This is a genomic window from Clostridium sp. TW13 (genome assembly GCF_024345225.1).
Lineage (GTDB): Bacteria > Bacillota > Clostridia > Clostridiales > Clostridiaceae > Inconstantimicrobium > Inconstantimicrobium mannanitabidum.
On sequence record NZ_BROD01000001.1, the window covers coordinates 2,001,628 to 2,023,992 of the forward strand.

The 22,365-nt window shown below is 30.5% G+C and carries 20 protein-coding genes; 2 read left to right on the plus strand and 18 right to left on the minus strand.

Translation table 11 applies throughout. The features are described from left to right. The first annotated feature begins 55 nt into the window (after positions 1 to 55). The gene (locus OCU47_RS09885; protein ID WP_261828435.1) at positions 56 to 1,066 is read left to right on the plus strand and encodes a polysaccharide deacetylase family protein; all 1,011 of its coding nucleotides are present in this window, start codon (positions 56 to 58) and stop codon (positions 1,064 to 1,066) included. Between the two features lie 68 nt (positions 1,067 to 1,134). Here the strand turns inward: OCU47_RS09885 and OCU47_RS09890 are convergent, their stop codons facing one another. The 10 genes from OCU47_RS09890 to OCU47_RS09935 form a co-directional block, all read right to left on the minus strand. After that, positions 1,135 to 1,530, minus strand: a complete 396-nt coding sequence (locus tag OCU47_RS09890) for a hypothetical protein (RefSeq protein ID WP_261828436.1) — start codon at positions 1,528 to 1,530, stop codon at positions 1,135 to 1,137. A 98-nt stretch (positions 1,531 to 1,628) separates the two neighbouring features. Further along, positions 1,629 to 2,282 carry a hypothetical protein gene (locus OCU47_RS09895; protein ID WP_261828437.1) on the minus strand — a complete coding sequence of 218 codons (654 nt, stop codon included), beginning with the start codon at positions 2,280 to 2,282 and terminating at the stop codon, positions 1,629 to 1,631. A 309-nt stretch (positions 2,283 to 2,591) separates the two neighbouring features. Continuing rightward, positions 2,592 to 3,842 (minus strand): phosphoribosylamine--glycine ligase, encoded by a 1,251-nt coding sequence (gene purD, locus OCU47_RS09900; RefSeq protein WP_261828438.1) that lies wholly within the window; start codon positions 3,840 to 3,842, stop codon positions 2,592 to 2,594. Between the two features lie 15 nt (positions 3,843 to 3,857). After that, on the minus strand, positions 3,858 to 5,366 hold the full coding sequence (purH, locus tag OCU47_RS09905; protein WP_261828439.1) for a bifunctional phosphoribosylaminoimidazolecarboxamide formyltransferase/IMP cyclohydrolase: 1,509 nt from the start codon (positions 5,364 to 5,366) through the stop codon (positions 3,858 to 3,860). A gap of 144 nt (positions 5,367 to 5,510) precedes the next feature. Then, positions 5,511 to 6,122 (minus strand): phosphoribosylglycinamide formyltransferase, encoded by a 612-nt coding sequence (purN, locus tag OCU47_RS09910; protein WP_261828440.1) that lies wholly within the window; start codon positions 6,120 to 6,122, stop codon positions 5,511 to 5,513. Continuing rightward, positions 6,110 to 7,114: a phosphoribosylformylglycinamidine cyclo-ligase gene (gene purM, locus OCU47_RS09915; protein WP_261828441.1), complete on the minus strand. Its 1,005-nt coding sequence runs from the start codon at positions 7,112 to 7,114 to the stop codon at positions 6,110 to 6,112. The genes purN and purM overlap by 13 nt, the downstream gene beginning before the upstream one ends. Positions 7,115 to 7,123: 9 nt before the next feature. Then, entirely contained in the window at positions 7,124 to 8,533 is a 1,410-nt protein-coding gene (gene purF, locus OCU47_RS09920) for an amidophosphoribosyltransferase (RefSeq protein WP_261828442.1), read from the minus strand. A gap of 16 nt (positions 8,534 to 8,549) precedes the next feature. Further along, complete coding sequence (gene purC, locus OCU47_RS09925) at positions 8,550 to 9,260, minus strand: phosphoribosylaminoimidazolesuccinocarboxamide synthase (protein ID WP_261828443.1); 711 nt, start codon at positions 9,258 to 9,260, stop codon at positions 8,550 to 8,552. Then, positions 9,260 to 9,739 carry a 5-(carboxyamino)imidazole ribonucleotide mutase gene (purE, locus tag OCU47_RS09930; RefSeq protein WP_261828444.1) on the minus strand — a complete coding sequence of 160 codons (480 nt, stop codon included), beginning with the start codon at positions 9,737 to 9,739 and terminating at the stop codon, positions 9,260 to 9,262. The genes purC and purE overlap by 1 nt, the downstream gene beginning before the upstream one ends. A 91-nt stretch (positions 9,740 to 9,830) precedes the next feature. Further along, on the minus strand, positions 9,831 to 13,580 hold the full coding sequence (locus OCU47_RS09935) for a phosphoribosylformylglycinamidine synthase (protein WP_261828445.1): 3,750 nt from the start codon (positions 13,578 to 13,580) through the stop codon (positions 9,831 to 9,833). A 430-nt stretch (positions 13,581 to 14,010) separates the two neighbouring features. On the opposite strand from OCU47_RS09935, the gene OCU47_RS09940 reads away from it, so the two are divergent. Beyond that, complete coding sequence (locus OCU47_RS09940; protein ID WP_261828446.1) at positions 14,011 to 15,324, plus strand: alpha-amylase family glycosyl hydrolase; 1,314 nt, start codon at positions 14,011 to 14,013, stop codon at positions 15,322 to 15,324. Positions 15,325 to 15,473: 149 nt separating this feature from the next. Here OCU47_RS09940 and OCU47_RS09945 read toward each other — a convergent pair whose 3' ends face one another. The 8 genes from OCU47_RS09945 to OCU47_RS09980 form a co-directional block, all read right to left on the minus strand. Next, the gene (locus OCU47_RS09945) at positions 15,474 to 16,676 is read right to left on the minus strand and encodes an ABC transporter permease (protein ID WP_261828447.1); all 1,203 of its coding nucleotides are present in this window, start codon (positions 16,674 to 16,676) and stop codon (positions 15,474 to 15,476) included. Between the two features lie 23 nt (positions 16,677 to 16,699). Beyond that, on the minus strand, positions 16,700 to 17,938 hold the full coding sequence (locus OCU47_RS09950; protein ID WP_261828448.1) for an ABC transporter permease: 1,239 nt from the start codon (positions 17,936 to 17,938) through the stop codon (positions 16,700 to 16,702). After that, on the minus strand, positions 17,928 to 18,605 hold the full coding sequence (locus OCU47_RS09955) for an ABC transporter ATP-binding protein (RefSeq protein ID WP_261828449.1): 678 nt from the start codon (positions 18,603 to 18,605) through the stop codon (positions 17,928 to 17,930). Before OCU47_RS09955 ends, OCU47_RS09950 begins: the two co-directional genes overlap by 11 nt. 41 nt (positions 18,606 to 18,646) lie before the next feature. Beyond that, complete coding sequence (locus OCU47_RS09960; protein WP_261828450.1) at positions 18,647 to 19,318, minus strand: hypothetical protein; 672 nt, start codon at positions 19,316 to 19,318, stop codon at positions 18,647 to 18,649. A gap of 2 nt (positions 19,319 to 19,320) precedes the next feature. Further along, a complete protein-coding gene (locus tag OCU47_RS09965; protein WP_261828451.1) occupies positions 19,321 to 19,956 on the minus strand; it encodes an ABC transporter ATP-binding protein in 636 nt (211 codons plus the stop codon). Between the two features lie 8 nt (positions 19,957 to 19,964). Next, positions 19,965 to 20,762, minus strand: a complete 798-nt coding sequence (locus OCU47_RS09970) for a hypothetical protein (protein WP_261828452.1) — start codon at positions 20,760 to 20,762, stop codon at positions 19,965 to 19,967. A gap of 22 nt (positions 20,763 to 20,784) precedes the next feature. Further along, a complete protein-coding gene (locus OCU47_RS09975) occupies positions 20,785 to 21,585 on the minus strand; it encodes a hypothetical protein (RefSeq protein WP_261828453.1) in 801 nt (266 codons plus the stop codon). 325 nt (positions 21,586 to 21,910) lie between these two features. Then, a complete protein-coding gene (locus tag OCU47_RS09980; RefSeq protein WP_261828454.1) occupies positions 21,911 to 22,270 on the minus strand; it encodes a C-GCAxxG-C-C family (seleno)protein in 360 nt (119 codons plus the stop codon). Between the last annotated feature and the right edge of the window lie 95 nt (positions 22,271 to 22,365).

Genomic DNA, 22,365 nt, shown 5'->3' on the forward strand with positions numbered 1-22,365 from the left:
ATTGAGTATAATATATGTAAGATATCTGAAAATAAATACTTTGGGAGGGTTACCAATGAAAAAAGTAATTGTGCTACTTTTAATACTAACTTTTTCTACCTCTGTTGTTGCCTGCAATAAAAGCAATGTAAAGCAGCCAAATGAAACTAATTCCGCAGAATCAGCCTCTGAAAAGGAAAATAATGATACTCCAAATTCCAATAACTCTGAAAATCAAGATACTTCAAATGACAGCAAGACTGAAGAAAGCATACCTGCTACTTCTACACCAAATCAAACTACTGTTGCTCCAACTGAAGACAATACCTCCAAAACTAACAATACAACCACAAAACAAAATAATAGTACAAGCAGCTCAAATTCAGATTCCAATTCTACTTTAAGTAATGAAAAGAAAGCTTGGTATTTTATGCCTGTTACTACTCATAAAGCTCCAGCAGGAGCTGAAACTCAAGAATATTTAAGCAAATTTTCTGCTCATTATTTAGGAGATACAAGTAGAAAAGTTATTTACTTAACTTTTGATGAAGGAAATACTCAGTGTTATACTAATCAAATTTTAGATACTCTTAAGAAACATAATGCAAAGGCTACCTTCTTCTTAACCGAACCATATATACTTGCAAATCCTACTATTGTAAAAAGAATAATTGCTGAGGGACACAAAGTTGGAAATCATACCAATAAGCATCTATCAATGCCTACTTTAGCTGGAAATAAAGAAAAGTTCACTGCAGAACTTACAAGCACAAACGATGCTTTTAAGAAACTTACAGGAAGAAATCTAGATCCTTTGTTTAGGTTTCCTATGGGTGAATATTCCGAGAAATCATTACAATATGTAAAAGATTTAGGCTATAATACTTATTTTTGGAGCTTTGCTTATAATGATTATACGCCATCAAAGCCACCAACTTATGAGTATACTAAAAACAGAATTCTTTCTCTAACTCATAATGGAGCTATAATGCTTTTACATGCAAGCTGCAAAACTAATGCAGATGTTTTAGATGAAGTCATCTCAACTTTAGCAAAACAAGGCTATAGTTTTGAATCAGTTTCATAGAAAATATAGCTATAAAAAGCTAGGTAAATCTGTTAACACTAAAAGTGTATGTTCAGATTTACCTAGCCTTATTTTTTCATTTTTTCCATTTCTTTTTTCATTTTTTCAAGCTGCTTTTGCAATTCTTTAACACTAGATACTAACTCTTTCTTTTCATTTTGAGTACAAAACATATTAGAAATATTCTTGTTTGTAGGACTATAAGGTAATCCAGGACCAGATTGTAGATACTGTTGCTGTGCATTATAAGTCAATATCATTTGCCCCACTAGTTCAAGCCAATTTCCAACTGCATTCTGCACATTAAATGGTAACTTTCCAGATAAAGCATCACCTACAAGTGCTCCAATGATAACAAATAAATCTGGATTCAAATCTTGAAATCCACAAGGAATATCAAAGCAACCAGCCTGTTTAAAATATTGCTCGCTAAAATTACAAAAATCATTTTTTGAAAAGGTCATATTTCCCTCTCATCATAAGTACTTTGTATTATTATATTATGCTTAGATTGATATGGTGATATATAATCAATTTTTATATTTAATTCTAAACATAATATCTATTTTCCTTTAAAAAGCTTGAAATCCCCATTTTCAATCTTTATTATGTCTCCATAAAATTCTATATTATCATAATTAACTATAATACCGCTTCCATCACTAACAGCATAGGAAATGCCCTTATTCAATTTTGAACAGTCAATAAATCCACATAATTTATTTTTTATTTGATTCCAATGAGGTATAAAATCAAAGTTCAAAATTCCTAAAGCTTTAAAATTTTCTTCTTCATTCTGTGAAACTAAAAGATTATAACTTTTTGAATTGCAGGATAAAAGAACCCCAGCCTCTCCTTCTGCTATTACTGTCCCACCGTTATTAAAAAATTCCTTCAAAGCCCCATGTAAATCAAATTTTCCTATACTTTTCACCGCTTCTTCCAACTTCACATCAGGAATATGAATATATTTATACTCTAAAATTTTTTTTCGTATTTTATCCCTATCCATATCTTGTATTCTAAGTACATCTAAATAACCTATACCTAAACTTCTGTAATAACTTAACTTTTTATCATATTCTGACTTATTGTATGTTTGTTCAAGAGATAGATATACTATGCTTTCCTTATGTTCTTCCAAATAACCTTTCAATTCTAAATTAAGCTTATTAAATTTATCATCTACTTGTTTGCTAAATAATACTACTCTCATGGCAACCTCCTTATTAATTTTCTTGCTTATTGCTATAAACGAATTTAAAATTAACTATTTATTATCACTAACTATTAATATTGATATATAGAATAAGTTAAATTTATATAATTCTATCACGAATTTTATTTTCATAAATATGGATGCATTATAGATTTAATATTTTAGATTAAAATTTTTTAACAATTGTTAATCAAAAATGAATTATTTTTTCTGCAACTTGCATTTTTCTATTAATAATTTGTCAAATACAAAAATACCCATCAGATTTTATTTTTTTTAATCTGATGGGTATTTTCATCCCTTGAATTATTCTACTTTACCTATGTCAGTTCTATAAACCATGCCTTCAAAGCTTACTTTTTGAAGCTTTTCGTAAGCAACTTTTCTAGCTTCCTCATAGTCTTTTCCAACACCTACTACAGAAAGAACTCTTCCACCTGAAGTAAGTAATTTGCCATTTTTCAAAGTTGCTCCTGCAATTATCACATCATTCTTTACAGATTCATCAATACTAATTTCATAACCTTTTTTATAACTTAGTGGATATCCTTTTGATGCAAGAACAACATTACAACATGCTCCATTCTTCCACTGCACTTCCACATCACTTAATCTTTCATCTAAAGCAGCTTCAATTAACTCAACAAAGTCTGTGTCCATTAAACCTAAAACAGATTGAGTTTCTGGATCTCCCATTCTTACATTATATTCTAAAAGATAACTGCCTTTTTTTGTTATCATAACACCAAAGAAGATTATTCCTTTAAAATCAAAGCCTTCTTTTTGTATTCCATCTAAAGTTCTTGCCATGATATTATCTTTAAAGTCTTGTAAAACTTCATCAGTAACATAAGGGTTTGGAGATATTACTCCCATTCCACCTGTATTAGGACCTTTGCCTCCATCATAAATTTGCTTATGATCCTTGGCAGAGATAAAAGGTATTATAGTTTTTCCATCAGTTATTGATAAAATTGATGCTTCTACACCCACCAAGAATTCTTCAATAACAACTCTCTTACCTGCTCCATTAAAGATATCATCAAGCATAAAATCTGATATAGCTTTCTTTCCTTCTTCTACAGTTTCACAAATACTTACACCCTTACCAGCAGCAAGTCCATCAGCCTTAATAACTATTGGATAATCTACTGTATATAAATAAGCCATTGCTTTTTCAGCATCCTCAAAAACCTCATATGCTGCTGTTTTGACACCATACTTTTTCATAAACTCTTTTGAGAAACTTTTGCTTCCTTCTAACATTGCACCATTCTTGCATGGTCCAAATATTCTTAAGCCTTCAGCCTTAAATGCATCTGAAATTCCTTCAGTAAGTGGATCTTCAGGTCCAACTACAGTTAGCTCTATATTATTTTCTTTTGCAAAAGCTAAAAGTTTATCTATGCCTGTAATTGCTACATTTTCACATTTATCTTCAAGAGCTGTTCCTCCATTTCCTGGAGCCACAAATATTTTTGATACTTTTGAACTTTTGCTAAACTTTCTTGCCATTGCATGTTCTCTTCCACCAGAACCAATAAGTAAAATCTTCATACCTACACCCCCAAATTAGTGTTTAAAATGTCTTAAGCCTGTAAATATCATTGATATACCAAACTTATCGCAATTTTCTATGGATTCATTATCTCTAATTGACCCACCTGGTTGAATTATAGAAGCAACCTTATGTTTTGCACAAGCTTCAACAACATCTCCAAATGGGAAGAAGGCATCAGAAGCTACTACAGCACCTTCTGTATTTGCTCTTTCTAAAGCTTCTTCAGCAGCCCAAATTCTATTAACTTGACCACCTCCAATACCTAGTGTCTTGCCATCCTTAGCTACTACTATAGCATTAGATTTTACATATTTAACAACCTTCATTGCAAATTCTAAATCTCTAATTTCTTTTTCAGATGGAGCTTTCTTAGTAACAGTCTTCATTTCATTTACAAATTCTTTGTCACTTTGTTGTACCAAAAGACCACCATCTACTTTAACAAATTCATGCTTTTCTTTTGGTGCATGGTTGCATCTAATTACTCTTAAATTTTTCTTTGTTTTTAATACTTCTAAAGCATCCGAATCAAATTCTGGAGCAATTACTATTTCTAAAAAGATTTCTGCTAACTTTTCTGCTGTAGCCTTATCAACCTTTTTATTAAATGCTACTATACCACCAAATATAGATACTGGATCACATTCATATGCTTTAATGTAGGCATCATAAACATTTTCACCCAACGCAACACCGCAAGGAGTATTATGCTTTAATCCACAGCAAACTGTGTCTTCTTCCTTAAACTCATTAACAACCTTCCATGCAATGTCCATATCCTTTATGTTGTTATATGATAGTTCCTTACCATTTAATTGTTCTATATTATTCATAGCACCATCTTCAGTAAGAGAACTATAGTATGCAGCAGATTGATGTGAGTTTTCACCGTATCTTAATGACATAACCTTCTTATAAGAAATATTATAATATTCATTATACTCATCTTCCAAAAGGAAGTTTGCAATAGCTCCATCATAAGCACTCATAAGATTAAACACCTTACCAGCTAACTTCTTTCTAAAGTTGAAGGATACATCCCCTGTTTCCTCTATTTGAGCCATTACTTCTTTATAATCATCTTTATCACTAATAACAATTACATCTTGAAAATTCTTAGCAGCAGCCCTAAGCATAGTTGGACCACCGATATCTATAAATTCAACTTTTTCTTGGAATTCTAAATCTTCTTTTACCTTATCAAAGAATGGATATAAGTTAACAATTACTAGATCTATTGGAGTTATTTCTTTTTCTTTTATTGTTTCCATATGTTCTTTATTATCTCTTATCGCTAAAATTCCACCATGAATGTATGGATTTAAAGTCTTAACTCTACCATCTAACATCTCTGGGAAATTTGTAACTTCTGTAACATCTATTACTTTGATTCCGTTCTCTTTTAAATGTTTATATGTTCCTCCTGTAGATACTATTTCTACTCCCCTATCTTGAAGAAACTTTGCCATTTCTAAGACTCCGTCCTTATAAAAAACACTAATTAATGCTCTCTTTAACATGAAACCACTCCTTAAACTATACTTTTTTTATTGAAGCATCTGATGAAAGTACATAGATTTATAGGATATGCCTATTTGACCTTGTTTTTTATTTCAGATACATATATTGCTTCAACCAATAATCAGCTGAAGCAACACAATCTATTATCCAATAAATACTTTTCTTCCTTCTACTCTAACCTTACCTTCACTTATTAGCTTAACAGCTTCTGGAAGAGCTTCGTGCTCCTTCTCCATTATTCTAAGTTGAAGTTCTTTTGGTGTATCAGTAGCATTAACTTCTACCACTTTTTGAAGAATAATTGCTCCTGTGTCAGTCCCTTCATCAACAAAATGTACAGTACATCCTGACACCTTCACACCATACTCAAGAGCCTTCTCATGAACATGAATTCCATAAGCACCCTTCCCGCAAAAACTTGGTATAAGTGATGGATGTATATTTATTATTCTATGTTTAAATTTCTCTAGCAGTTTTCCTGATAAAATTGAGAAAAATCCAGCTAAAACAATTAAATCTACTTCTCCATCTATTAACTTAAGTATTTCATCTGATAAATTACTTTTATATTGTTTTTTATCTAGTAATATGCCCTGTATATTATTTTCTTTCGCTCTTTCTAATGCATAAACTTCTGGAGTATCACTTATAACGTATTTAATTTCTACATTGCTAAGTTCCCCACTTTTTACCCCATCAATAATAGCCCCAAGATTACTTCCACCACCAGATACTAAAACTGCTATTTTAAGCATATGTCTTCACCTTCACAGCTATCAACATAACCTATTTCATGGCACTTAAAGTCATAGGCAGCCATAGTCTTTATAACTTCTTCCTTGTCTTTTTTATCAATGCAAATTACATATCCAATCCCCATATTGTATGTATTGTACATATGATCTTCTGAAACTCCTTTGCTCATTAAATACTTGAATATCTCAGGAATTTCGTAAGATGATTTATTAATTACAGCTCTATGCTTTTTATCTTTAAACATTCTTGGAATGTTTTCAATAAATCCGCCACCAGTAACATGAGCCATCCCCTTAACATCTATCTTCTCTAATAATTCTAAAACTGGCTTTACATATATTCTAGTTGGAGTTAGTAAGATTTCCCCTAGCTTCTTACCATTTAGTTCTTCATCTAAATCAGTAACAAGTTTTCTTACTAAAGAATATCCATTTGAATGCACTCCTGAAGATTCTACTCCTATCAATATGTGACCATCCTCTATCTTACTACCATCAATAATATCATCTTTATCTGCTACCCCAACTGCAAACCCAGCGATATCATATTCCCCTTCTTTATAGAAACCAGGCATTTCTGCAGTTTCTCCACCTACAAGTGAGCAAGTACTTTGAAGACATCCTTCAGCAACTCCTTTAACTAGATCTGCTGCAACTTCTGCTTCAAGCTTACCACAAGCTATATAATCAAGGAAAAATAATGGTTTAGCTCCATGACATAAAATATCATTAACGCACATAGCAACGCAGTCAATACCTACAGTATCATATTTCTTTGTCTTAAAAGCTATTTCAAGCTTTGTTCCAACTCCATCAGTTCCTGAAACTAATACTGGTTTTTTATAACCCTCTGGTAATTCTACCATTCCAGCAAAACTTCCAAGTCCATTTAAAACATAGCTGCTTAAGGTTTTACTTGCATATTCCTTTATTAGGTTTACGCTCTTATAACCTTCTTCGATATTAACTCCGGCATCTTTGTAAGTTATCATATATTTTTCCTACCTTTCTAAGTGATCTTTTGAAGTTTCTATTGGTGTACTTACTGGATATTTTCCAGATAGACATCCTAAACAATATTGTTTGCCTTCTCCAAGCGCCTTTTTAAGTCCATCTATGCTTAAGTATGCTAAAGAGTCACAACCTATAATATCTGCAATTTGTTCTACAGTATTATTAGCACCAATTAAATCCTTTCTATAAGGTGTATCTATACCAAAATAGCAAGGATATTTTACAGCTGGTGAAGCCACTCTAAAATGAACTTCTGTTGCTCCAGCTTTTCTAAGAGCTTCTACTAGATGTCTAGAAGTTGTTCCTCTAACTATAGAATCATCTATCATAATAACTCTTTTTCCCTCAACATTGCATTTCAATGGATTAAGCTTAACAGATACAGCTCGTTCTCTCATCTCTTGGTTTGGTGTAATGAAAGTTCTGCCTACATATCTATTTTTAACAAAACCTGTATCAAAAGGTATTCCTGAAGCCATTGCATATCCAATAGCTGCTGGTATTCCTGAATCTGGTACTCCAATTACTACATCTGCTTCTACAGCTGATTCTGCAAATAGTTGCTTTCCGGCTCTTACTCTACTTTGATGGACATTGATTCCATCAATTATTGAATCTGGTCTTGCAAAATAAATATATTCAAAAGCACAAGTAGTACCACCAGTGTTTTCTGAATATTTAAAGCTATTTATTCCATCAGGTCCTATAGTTACTATTTCACCTGGCTGAATATCTCTAACATACTCTGCTCCTATAGCATCGAAAGCACAACTTTCTGAAGTTAAAACATAACCATCTTCTATCTTTCCTAAGCAAAGTGGTCTTATCCCATAAGGATCTCTTACTCCTATTAATTTATCCTTTGTTGCAATCACTAAGGCAAATGAACCTCTAACTGCTTGAGCTGCTTCAAATACTGCTGTTTCAATTCCTTTTTTTGCTGATCTTGCAATTAAACTTATTAAAACTTCTGTATCTATGCTTGTGTGAAAAACACAACCTGAGTCTTCAAGTAGCTCTCTTATTACATCTGCATTTACTAAGTTTCCATTATGCGCTATAGCGATAGGACCTAACTTACAAGATGTAAGTAATGGTTGTGCATTTTCTACATTTGTAGCACCTGTAGTTGAATATCTAACATGACCTATAGAAATATGACCTTTTAATTTATCTAAATCACTTTCACTAAAAGCTTCTGTTACTAATCCTAGATTTTTATGAAGATTTATAGTTTCTCCATCTGCCACTGCAATACCAGCACTTTCTTGACCTCTGTGTTGCAGTGCATACAAACCATAATAGTTTAATCTGGCCACATCTGTTGGTTTATTTGAATAAACTCCAAAAACACCACACTCTTCCTTTAACTTGTCTAAAGTTGGATCCATAATCATATAATCTTACCCTCTCTTATTGCTCATTTTTAATTCTTTTTAAGATTTCTATATAAGCATCTTCTACATTTCCAAGGTCTCTTCTAAATCTGTCTTTATCTAGTTTTTCATTAGTTGTTGCATCCCAGAATCTGCAAGTATCTGGTGATATTTCATCTGCTAATAGTATTTCACCATTGTATCTACCAAATTCAATTTTAAAATCTATTAATTTTACATTCTCTTTTAAGAAGAATTCTTTTAATACATCATTAATCTTTGCTGTCATTTCATATATTGTTTTTAATTCTTCAAAAGTTGTAAGTCCGATTGCTACAGCATGATAATCATTTATTAGCGGATCTCCTAAATCATCATTTTTGTAACATATTTCAAATATAGTTGTGTTTAATTCTGTTCCTTCTTCTAGACCTAATCTCTTAGCCATACTTCCTGCTGCTACATTTCTTACTATAACTTCAAGTGGAACTATTTCAACCTTTTTACATAGTTGTTCTCTTTCATTTAATTTTTCAATTAAGTGAGTTTTAACACCTTTGCTTTCAAGTAATTCAAATAATGCACAAGTAATTTCGTTGTTCATTACTCCCTTATCATGAATAGATCCTTTTTTGATTCCGTTAAATGCTGTTGCATCATCTTTATAATAAACTATTACTTCGTCTTCCTTTGCTGTTCTGTAAATTTGCTTTGCTTTTCCTTCATATAACATTTCTAATTTTTCCATTATAAATCGACCCCTTCTCCATTTTCTTTGATAAAGTTTTCCTTCATTTCTTTTCTATAATTAATCAATTTTTCTTTGATTTCTGGATATTTAAGTGATAGCATTTGTACTGCTAACATTCCTGCATTATAACTATTGTTGATTCCAACTGTTGCTACAGGAATACCTTTTGGCATTTGCACTATTGAAAACAATGCATCTAAACCATTTAAGGCTGCATTTACTGGAATTCCTATTACAGGCAATATAGTTTTTGAAGCTATTACACCAGGTAAATGAGCTGCAAGTCCTGCTCCAGCAATTATAACTTCAAAGCCTTCTTTTTCTATTTGCTCTAAAGTTTCTTCTAACTTTTCTGGCACTCTGTGTGCTGATAATATAAAGGCCTTATACTCTACTCCGAATTCCTTTAATGCCTTTGCCGCACCTTTCATAGTGTCAGTATCTGATTTACTTCCAAAGAAAATGGCTACTTTCATTTAAACTTCCCTCCACTAAATCTTACAACCCCAAAAGAAATCTCAAGAGAATTTCTTTTGTTATTGCAAGCTAAATTTTGTTTCATTTATATTATTTAAAATAATTTACCCCAGATTTGAATAATTTTTGATCGAAGTTTCCTTCAACATTCTTGTATAAGTTTTCCCCTATTCTTTCTGAATGACCCATCTTACCTAAAACTCTTCCGCAAGGTGAAGTTATACCTTCAATTCCTAGCATTGAACCATTAGGATTATATGGCATATCCATTCTTACCTTACCTTCAAGATCTACATATTGAGTAGCTACTTGACCATTATCTAAAAGTTTTTTAATTAATTCCTCTGAAGCTACAAATCTACCTTCCCCGTGAGATATTGCAACTTGGTGAATATCATTAACCTTTACTTCATTAAACCATGGTGATTTATTAGATAATATCTTAGTATTTACTATTGAACTCATATGTCTACCTATATTATTGTAAGTAAGTGTTGGCATTTCTTCATTTATATCAAGTATTTCCCCGTATGGTACAAGTCCTAATTTAATTAGAGCTTGGAAGCCATTACATATTCCTAACATCAAACCATCTCTATTTTTTAATAGATCCATTACTGCAATCTTTACTCTTTCATTTCTGAAAATATTAGCAATAAACTTACCTGAACCATCTGGCTCATCTCCTGCAGAGAATCCACCTGGTAACATTATTATTTGAGATTCCTTAATTAGAGTTTCTAATTCCTTTAAAGAATTATTTAAACTATCCTTGTTAAGATTATTTATTACTATCTGATTAACAATTGCTCCTTCTTTTTCAAAGGCTCTTGTACAATCATCTTCACAGTTTGTGCCTGGGAATACTGGTATTAATACTCTTGGTTTTGCAACTTTGATAGCTGGTGATACCACTGCCTCTGTTCTTACAAACTCTTTAGCATCTATCTTGCAATCAGTATCCTTAGTCTTTATTTCAAATACTGAATTAAGTTTTTCTTCCCATAATTTTATTAAATCATTGATTACAAAGGTTTCTCCCCCAACCTTTATACTCTCTTCTTTAATTGTTCTTCCTATTTCAATGAACTCTGCTGAATTAAGTGAAGCCACATCAAAGTTTTCTTCCACTTCTAAAATCATAGAACCGTAATTTTCATCAAATAGTCCTAGTTCTACAACACTTTCATTAAGTTCGGCTCCTATATGATTACCAAAACTCATCTTTGATATTCCTGCTGCTATTCCACCAAACTTAATTGAATATGCTGAAAGTACTTTTTTATCTTCAATTAATTGTTCAACTATATTCATGTTTTTTCTGAACTCAGCAATGTCAATTAATTCATCTTCCTGTCTTGGAGTCCTAACATACACTAATTTTGAATTTGCTTTCTTAAATTCTGGTGATATAACATTTTTTGCTTTTTCTACTGCTATAGCAAAAGCTACTAAAGTTGGTGGTACATCAATGTTTTCAAAACTTCCTGACATACTGTCCTTTCCACCAATAGCTGCAATATCTAATTGAGCTTGAGCTTCATAAGCACCTAGTAAAGCACTGAAAGGTTTTCCCCATCTATTTTCATCCTTTGCAAGCTTTTCAAAATACTCTTGGAAAGTTAATCTTATGTTCTTTGACTTTCCTCCGCAAGCTACCATTTTAGTTACTGCTTCTATTACTGCATAATAAGCTCCATGATATGGACTCCAACTTGATAAGTATGGATTGTATCCAAATGTCATGATAGTTGCTTCTTCTGCCATTCCCTTTTCAGTTGCTACTTTTGCAGCCATTCCTTCTGCTGGAGTTAACTGTGTCTTTCCTCCAAATGGCATTAACACTGTTCTCCCGCCTATAGTTGAGTCAAATCTTTCAACCATACCTTTTTGTGAAGCTACATTTAAGTCTTTAATTGTCTTTTCCCAATTTGCTCTTATAGTACCTTCTGTTTTTGATTTAAAGAAGTCTTCTTCTTCTTTAGGAGCATTGACTCTTACATTAGCATATTGAGTAGCTCCATTTGTATCTAAGAACTCTCTCTTTAAATCAACAATAGTTTTTCCTCTCCAGAACATTCTTAATCTATCTGTTGAAGTTACTTTAGCCACAGTAACTGCTTGTAAATTTTCTTTTTCTGCATATTCTATAAATGCTTTTTCATCCTTTGCTTCAACAACCACTGCCATTCTTTCTTGTGATTCTGAAATTGCAAGTTCTGTACCATCTAGACCTTCATACTTCTTTGGTACTAAATCAAGGTTAATATCTAAGCCCCTACATAATTCACCTATTGCTACTGAAACGCCGCCTGCTCCAAAATCGTTACATCTCTTAATTAATTTACTTACGCTAGGATTTCTAAATAATCTTTGTAACTTTCTTTCTGTTGGTGCATTACCTTTTTGTACCTCTGCACCACATTTAGCTAAAGAATCTGTAGTGTGTTCCTTTGATGAGCCTGTAGCTCCACCACAACCATCTCTACCTGTTTTACCTCCAAGAAGAATTATTACATCTCCTTCTTTAGGCTCTTCTCTTCTAACATTTTCAGCAGGTGCTGCTGCAACTACTGCCCCAATTTCCATTCTCTTTGCAACATATTGTGGATGATATACTTCTGATACCTGACCAGTTGCAAGTCCTATCTGATTTCCGTATGAACTATATCCATGTGCTGCACCTAAAGTTATCTTTCTTTGTGGTAACTTTCCTTTTAGTGTATCAGCAATGCTAACTGTTGGATCTGCTGCCCCAGTGACCCTCATAGCTTGATATACGAATGTTCTACCTGAAAGTGGATCTCTTATTGCTCCCCCAAGACAAGTTGCTGCTCCACCAAAAGGTTCAATTTCTGTTGGATGGTTATGAGTTTCATTTTTAAACATTACTAAATAATCAGTTTGTTTTCCTTCCTCAGTAACCTTTACCTTTATAGAACAAGCATTTATTTCTTCAGATACATCTAAATCATCTAAAAGACCTTTTTTTCTAAGTTCTTTCATAGATATAACTGCTAAATCCATTAATGTGATTGGTCTATTTGTATCTTCTCCATAAAGAAAATCTCTTGATTTCTTGTAATTTTCTAAACTTACTTTTATAGGTTCAGTAAACTTACTGCCATCAATTTCAATTTCCTTTATATTAGTAGAAAATGTTGTATGTCTACAGTGATCTGACCAATAAGTATCTATTACTTTTATTTCAGTGAAACTTGGTTCTCTTCCTTCTTCTTTAAAGAAATCTCTGATAAGTTCTAAGTCTTCAATGCTCATTGCAAGTTGTAATTCTTTATGAAATTCTGTTAACTTTTCTCTGTCATATGCTATAAAGCCATTTAATACTTTCACATCCTCTGGTTCTTCATAACTTTCCTCTAAAAGAGTTGATGTAACTTCAACCTCTCTTGACTCAACAGGATTTATGTAATATTTCTTTATCTTTTCGATTTCATCTAAAGTAAGCTTTCCTTTTAATATAATTACTTTTGAAGATTTAACTTCAATTCTTTGACCTAAATTTAAAATTTGAAAACATTCTGCAGCAGAATCTGCTCTTTGATCATATTGCCCTGGTAAAAATTCTACCCCAAAAGCAATTTCACCATCATTAAGTTCTGGCATAGTCTCATATACCATGTCTACTGGTGGTTCAGAAAATATTGAAGTGATAGATTGATTGTATAGACTGTCATCATCCAATTTGAATAAGTATTTATTTAAAATTCTGACATCCTTTAAAGCATTAATTTGCAAGTTATGTTGCAAATCCTCCATTAAATTCTTGGCTTCAACATTAAACCCAGTTCTTTTCTCTACAAAAACACTTCTAATCATGTAGCCCTCCACAAATATATAATATAAATTTTATGATTACTTGGTTATATTTGTTTTCTTTTTCTAAATTTATAATACCACTACGTTATGAATAATGTCAACATTTCAGATATATTTTTAAATATAATTCGTACTATTGCGAATTATACAACTCTTTATTCCTTAACTGATTCGTATTTTTTTATATATTCTAAATTTTCCCCCAAATATTTTTCACCTATTAATTAAGAATTATTACTTTTTTTCATAATTTGCAAATTATATACGATAATTTTGACAGCACAATTTCACCTAATGAATTTTTTCGTTCATTCCTTTTTATACCCCATATTTAAACTTTTTTCCCCTAATTTAACCCTGTTGTATTTATTTTCATTATGACTTAAAATATACATAATAAAGAATAATAAAATAATAGGAGAATTGAAATATGGACTTGCAAAATAATTATGTATTTTATCATATATATCCTTTAGGCTTTTGTAATGCTGAAGAGATCAACAATTTCAACTCAGAACCAAAACCACGAATTACAAAAATTTTAAATTGGATAGAACACCTTAATACCTTAGGAATAAATGCCCTATATTTAGGCCCTGTGTTCGAATCTACAAAACATGGGTATGATACAGCAGATTATTTAAAAATTGATAGGCGCCTTGGTTCAAATGAAGATTTTAAATTAGTTTGTGATTCATTGCACGAAGCTGGAATTCAGATTTTTTTAGACGGCGTATTCAATCATGTAGGCAGAGATTTTTGGGCATTTAAAGATGTACAGATTAATAAACAAAATTCTAAATTCAAGGATTGGTTTTATATTGATTTTAATAGAAATAGTTACGATAATGATGGATTCTATTATGAAGGCTGGGAAGGTCATTATGACTTAGTAAAGTTAAATTTAAATAATGCTGATGTTAAAAATCATATTTTCAGTGCAATTTCTAGTTGGGTAACTGAATTTAATATTGACGGTTTAAGATTGGATGTTGCCTACTCCCTAGACAAAAATTTTATAAGAGAACTTTCTGCCTTCTGTAAAAAATTGAAACCAAACTTCTTTTTAATTGGAGAAATTATTCATGGAGACTATAATTCTATAGTAGGGAAAGACCTACTTGATTCTGCTACAAATTATGAATGTTATAAAGGAATTTATTCTAGTTTCAACTCAGAAAATATGTTTGAGATAGAATATTCTTTAAATCGTCAATTCGGAAATGGTGGAATATATAAAGATTTACCTTTATACTCTTTTGTAGAAAATCATGATGTCGTACGTCTTGCCAGTGTGCTTACTGACCCTAATCATTTGAAGTTGGCTTATGGCTTACTTTTCACTATGCCAGGAATTCCTTCTATATATTATGGAGGTGAATGGGGATTAAAAGGTGATAAGTCTAAGGGAGATTCAGCTCTTCGTCCTGCTCTAGAATTAGATTCATTAGAGGATAATGATTTAACAAAGTTTATATCATCACTTGTTGCAATAAGAAAAGATTCAAAAGCATTGGCTTTTGGAAACTATAAAAAAGAACATTTAACAAATCATCAGTATGTTTTTTCTCGTGAACTAGAAGATGAAAAAATAATAATTGCAATAAACATTGAAAAAAAGCCTTATGTTCTAAATTATAAATTTCCTAAAGAAAAAGCTATTGATTTGTTAACAAAAAAGGAATATGTATTTGACGGTAGCTTTATCCTTGAACCTTACAGCATCTATATATTCAAAATGTAATCCTTAGTTTAAGGTATATAAATTCAAAATGTTTATTTTGTTGAAAATATGAAAGAGGCTATTGCAGAGTGATTTTTTATCAATCATTCTGCTTAGCCTCTTATTAGTTATTTCTTTGAAAAGATAATCTTATTAATATAAATTTATTATTAATCTTCTCGCATCAGTATAGCTGGATATATATTTTTAAACTTAACATAAGCAAATAAACTTACTATGAAATCTATTGGTATGAGTATAGCCAATGGCATAATCACAGAAATAATTGATATTGAAACCGATAATTGAATAGTAGCCCTAGAATTAATAACTGGATTTATAAGAAAACTATTGGCTAATATTGATATTAGTATAGCCTCTATATAACCTATAATAGAAATAATCACAGCTTCGAGAAAAACTATCTTGAATATATGCCTGTTGTTATACCCCAAAGCCTTATATATGCACAGGTTTTGCTTACTATTTATAGCTATATTAGTTACACAAATATATAACATTATTAGTAAAAAAATAAATATTGAAGACACCATATATCCGCTCACTTTTGATACCACTTTATAACTCCCAACTTCGCTACCCTCTTTTGGCTTAGATAGCTCAGCTTTAAAATTATTTTTTGAAGATAGTTCTTTAATTACATCATTTACATAGTCCTTCTTATCTACTATAACGGTGAATAAAAAGTTTGACCTTGATTCATATTGTCCCGAATCATTACATATCCCATACATATCATTTAACGGAATATATATTTTATTGCTGTTCTCACTTAATTCATTTTTATAAGTTCCTACCACCCTACATCTATAAGTGTATCTAGTTGCTTTTCCTTCGTTCTTATATGCTAAGTTTATATTTTTTCCAATAAAGGATTTTCCCTCTACAACTTCGTTTAACTTTCCATTAGTATTTTGGATATACAGTCTTTGTGGTATAATTGCCACATTTTTTTCATTCTTATCTATATCATTTCCATCTATAACCTTAGGAAAATACTTTTCATTACCAGAGCTCAATACATATGATCCTTTTGATAAAACACTATCTTGACTGACTTCTGCCATTATTGGATTTACATATCTATAGGCATCTTCTACATGCTTTACACTCCTTAAATATTTTAGATACTCCTCAAAAGACTTATCCCCTGTATTATTTGCACCCACAAGTACTTGTCTGCTAGTTATAGAATTTATTATGTTACTTTCAATAGCATCACTTATTGATTTGTTCAAACTTAATGCAATTATTAAAGCGCTTATACATGTGGCTATTATCACTGAAAATACTATAGTTTTAAAAGCTTGCCTATAGATATCTTTTACTGCAATCATTAATAATCTAAACATAATAATTATCCATCCAATCTTATTTATTCTTTCATAGCATAAGAGGGCTGTATCTTCATAGTTCTTATACTAGAGGAAATGCAAGCTATAACTGGTACTATAACAGAAAGAACTAAAGCAATTAAGACAGCTATTAAATTAGCTGAAACATGCATATTATCAGTTGGATTTTGGTCTTTAATACGTCTTGAAACATAAATCAACGCTCCTGACGAAATCCCCATCGCTATAACAAAGCCTATTATTCCTATAATAATAGTCTCAAGATTAAGCATTAATAAAACTATCTTATTTCTATACCCAATGGCTTTTAACATTCCTATCTCTGAAGTTCTATCTTTTATAGAATTAATAGTGGTCATAGCAATATTTATTAGCACAACTATAAATATTACAACTGACAATCCACCACCTAAAAGATTTATATATAACGGCAATTGCGTATTTAATCTAACCTTTACACTTGGCACCATATTATTCTTATACAACTCGTTCATCACAGCATCCACATTTTTATAATTATCTACAACAATTTCAATAGGATATCCTCCTTCGGTTGTATTATTTATAGATTCATTCTGAGCTCTATAAATTATGTCTATATCCTTATATGGCACATAAAATATGTCCCCATTTTCATTACTTTTATCTGTATCAAAAACACCTACAATAGTAAATTTATATGTTTTACTACTATTATTTGAATTGTACTTTCCTATAACTTCTTTTCCCAATAAAGACTTTCCATCTAAAATAGAGTCAGCTTTTATTCCTTTGGCACTCTCTATCCTTGAGTCTGGTATAAATTTATCTGGTACAATCGCAACATTCGTTTCATCATCCTTGAAGTTTCTCCCTGCTATTATTTTAGGAACAGTTTTATTATTCCCTCCTTTGATCATTATCTCACCATTATTACTTCCTATGTTTGGTATCTGAAATTGTCCTACAAATTGGTCAGCGCTAATCTGTTGCCCAAGATCTCCTTGTGGAATTGCTGCACTAACATGTTGATATTTTGATACTATATCTATGATTTTGGCTTCAGAATACAATTTGTAATCATAATCTACAAATAAGCTTCTACATCCCACATTATTTTCAAGATTGGAATTAAAATATTGGTTGAGGGAGGAGGAAAATGATAAGGTTAATATAAATATAGTTAATGCGACAGTCATTAATAAAATGCTTATTATTGTCTTTACTTTTCTTCTTGATAAATTACTAAAAGAAAGCTTCAATACATATTTAAATTTCATTGCTAATCTCCTCGCGTAATATTCCTTTGTCCATATAAAAAAGTTTATCTGCATATTTCTTTACAATTTCATTGTGACTTACTACAAGAACACATTTACCTTCTCTAGATAACTTTTTTAAAATCTCAAAAACTATTATTTCATTTTCAATATCTAAATTACCAGTAGGTTCATCTGCAAATATACAATCTGGATTGTTTGCAAGAGATCTGGCAATGGCAACTCTTTGCTGTTCTCCACCTGAAAGTTCCTTTGGGTAGTGCTTAGCCCTATCAGACATCCCAAGCTGTTCTAATAAGTTCATTGCCTTTTCCTTTAAATCATCATTTCGATAATTTTCATTTATATACATTGGCAGCATTACATTCTCATATGCCTTTAATTTAGGATTTAAATAAAATGCCTGAAATACAAAACCTATTTTCCCCATTCTTATTTTTGCTTTTTCATTCTCATTTAAATTTGCTACATTTTCACCATCAATATATAATTCACCACTGGTCGCTTTATCAAGAAGCCCTAATAATTGCAATAAAGTAGTTTTGCCAGAACCAGAATGTCCCATGATAGCATAAAATTTACTTTTTTCAAGGCTAATGGTAACATTCTTAACAGCTTGTACTTTTCCTTTGTATACCTTTGAAAGATTATTTGCTTTGATTATCATAATTGATAAACTCCCCCATTAATTATTTATTTTCAGATACATTATTGTGTTTTAGCAAGCTTCATAATTTTATTATATTCTGAAAAATACTTTTCCTTTTTCTCTTTAGAAATAAAGATTTGCTCAAAATTGCAAAACTTATCATATGTTTCAACTGATTTTCCCCTTAATTGATCTTCACTGAAAATCCCAAAATCAGCCTCTTTATATGTCAAAGGAAACTTTCCATAAAACGGATTTAGAAATGTATACCTGTTCTTTTCTTTCTTATTCTTGGAATCAGTAAGACAAAATATATACTCTTTATTGGGTTTAATAAAATTATATCCTTCAAATGTCCAGACTGATTTATTTTCTATGGCTATGGGTTCATAAATATATATAGTCTCGTCTTTAAGATTTCCTTTTAATACCTTTGATACTTTTATTTCTGTTATCACAGTCCCATATAAAATTTTTCTCTTTCCAGTCATCTTTCCTTTTAAAATATACTTATAAATAGAATTAGTATCTTGCACTTTATTTATATCCGCAAATGAACCATTAGAGAATTTCACATCTGTATAAGGATAATATTGCAATGTACTTGCCTTATTGAAAATATCTTTAAATTGAAATTCAGTAATAGAAGTTCTAGTAAAAAGTGCAGTAACTAAACCACTTAATATAAAAACTATTATGATTCCTATAAATAACTTGTTTGATATCTTCATAACTATACCTCTGCAATCCTTCCAGAATCTACTTTGAATACCTTATCACAAAGTTCCTCAATGTCCCTTTTATTATGACTGGCTATAAGAATGGTCGCACCTCGTATTCTTTCTTTTTTTAAAATTAATTTCAAATTATCTATACTCTCTTCATCTAAAGCATTAGTAGGTTCATCTAAAATAAGCAAATCTGGCGACTCCATAAAAGCCTGTGCCAATGCTAATTTTTGCTTCATCCCTAATGAATATTTTCTAAATACTCTCTTATTTTTTGGATTTAGACCAAGTTTTAACATCCATAAAGATATAGTATCTTCATCAATAATTGATTTAATGCTGGCTATATTTTTTAAGCATTCAAATCCAGTTTGATTTTCCCAAAATCCTGGTGTATCTAATATTACTCCACAAGAACTAGGACAATCTATTTCTTTTGAAAGAATCTTATCATCTATAACCACCTCACCTTCTGTAGGTCTAATCAATCCACAAATTGTTCTGAATAACATAGTCTTACCAGCTCCATTGCTCCCTACAAACCCATATATTTTTCCTTTCTCTAAACTTAAATTTATGTTCTCTAAAATTATATTACCTTTTATTACTTTATAAACATTTTTAACTTCTATATATTCCATATTTCCTCCTAATAAAATTCATGTTTCTCAATACTCCTTCTTCCTAATACAAATAGGATTATTATGAATACAATATTAAAAATTAAAGCATGAATAAAGTAGTAATTTTTTATATAATGAGAAAAATACCTTACACTTCTATTAACTAAGGTAGTATCTTGAATTGTTATCATATACTGCGTAAAAGGTATCATTCCAATCAATACTCTCTTGGTAAAATAAATACTATAAAAGATTATTAAGTTAATGATTATTAGTGAAATGCTAACTATATATCCAATAACCTGATTGGTCTTTAAACTCACTAAATTTGCTATTATAACTGCAATATATTGCGTTGACACAATTAGTATAAATAATTTCAAAATAACTTGTATAAATTCACTTACGTTATTGATTCTATATCCTAAAATACCAAAATATCCAAAGGCTATTATAAACTGACAAAATTGAATTTTTATTATACTGCACAATATATAAATTAGTTTATTGGTAAGCCATTTTTTTATCTTTTTTGTTCTAGTAAAAATGTATGCTGCATTCTTCTCTAACTCTAACGAAAGATTATCTGCAAATATAGAAACAATAAGAATTGTATTTAATGCAGAAATAATTATTTTTGATGAAGAAAAGCTCTCATTTATGAACGTATAGGAAAAATAACACAAGTACATATCTTTGATATCTTTAGTTATATGATGTAATTGTGATGATAACGTAATAGATATATATAACATCAGAATTATCATCAATGTTAGTACACATATACTTTTTATTCTATTGTCATTCCATACAATTGTTTTCATAAACACTCGCCCCCATCTATATCTATCTTCTGCTTTCAATGCCTATACCTACTACTCCAGTAAAGATGCAAAGAATTAACCAACCTAATAATGTAATAAAAAAATACTCTAACTTATATGGTAAAGCTTGTATATAGGACTCCATTGTAAATTGCATAGGTAAAATCACTTCACTTAAATGCACCCCTAAAAACATACATATAAATAATGTAATCCTTTTGATTCTAAATATAATTGAAATATTAAAACCAATAATAGCTATGAATGAACTGTAAACAGATATAATAATGATGAGCAAAAAATTATATAGATATGGACTGCTTTCCAAGATGCTTTGCAAAAAGAAATGATTTATGTTACTTGTAAGCTCATAATCTGGCAATCCCATATATCCCCGTACTCCCGTATTCGGTATTGCTAAAAATGTTAATGCTTCATTTATACTTAATGCAAAAAAAACTGTTAAAAACACTATAATTGAGATTGAAATAATTTTAGAAATAAAATATTTGCTCTTTTTATTTCTTGCAAAAAAGTAAATACATATATTATTATCTCTTTCAAATATATATGAATCAGAGTAAATTAAGCAAACAATTAATGGTAACATTATTAATATAAAATTTAATACAGGGCGTGTTGTCCTTCCTAAAGTCAATCCCATAATTCCTGTTGGAAATAATTCTAATGAAGTTACTCCAAATACATCGGCACACATCATAAAAAAAGGCAATAATGAAAGCGCTATAAAAAGTAAGAAAACCATTTTAAATTTATCATTTTTAATGCAATTTTTTAGATCTACTCTAATTAAGTTAACCATATTGCTCTCCTCATTACCATGTAGTAAATACTTCAAAATGTTTATAAAAAATCTATAATTATAGCGCCCAACTTCCTATAATTTCATATATTATATTAAATTGTAATTCATTGCTATGTATATGTCAATTACTGCCTTATATCATTGTAGAATATTTGCTTTTTAGCCTTTTTAAGTCTAATGCAATAAAAAAGGTTAGACATCTATTCAAAAATGTCTAACCTTCAATTCATTTCACTACGAAATTCTAAAATTATCTATTTATCTTTGTTTAATCTCAATTGAGTATTATTTTAAGACTACATGTAGGTACTTTATGAAAACTCTATTTTGTACATTCCTTAAATGTATCATAGGTGTATTTAATTATTTCTTCACAAGTAACACCTTTTTTCTTAAGTTCAATACATTCTATTGTTCCATACTTTTCTTTTACTTTATCTATAATGTCTTTTGACATTGCTCTTGAATTATTTTTCTCTTCACTTGAATTTCTTCCTTTTAATGCTCCTACAGCCATTAATGTTCCTGTAATAGCTCCACAAGTTCCCCCTACAGACATACCTCCACCAAAAGGACTAGCAATTGATACTGGAATGTCTGATTCAGTTTCCTCATTAAATGCTTTAATTATAGATTCTGCACAATTATAGCCTTCTTTACGAAGTTCCAATACTCTTTCCATATATACTCTCCTTAATTTTCATATTTGTTTTATCTGATAGTTTATTTTCTAATAAAGCATCTTCTAAAAATAAGTGCATATACTAATCTATTGTT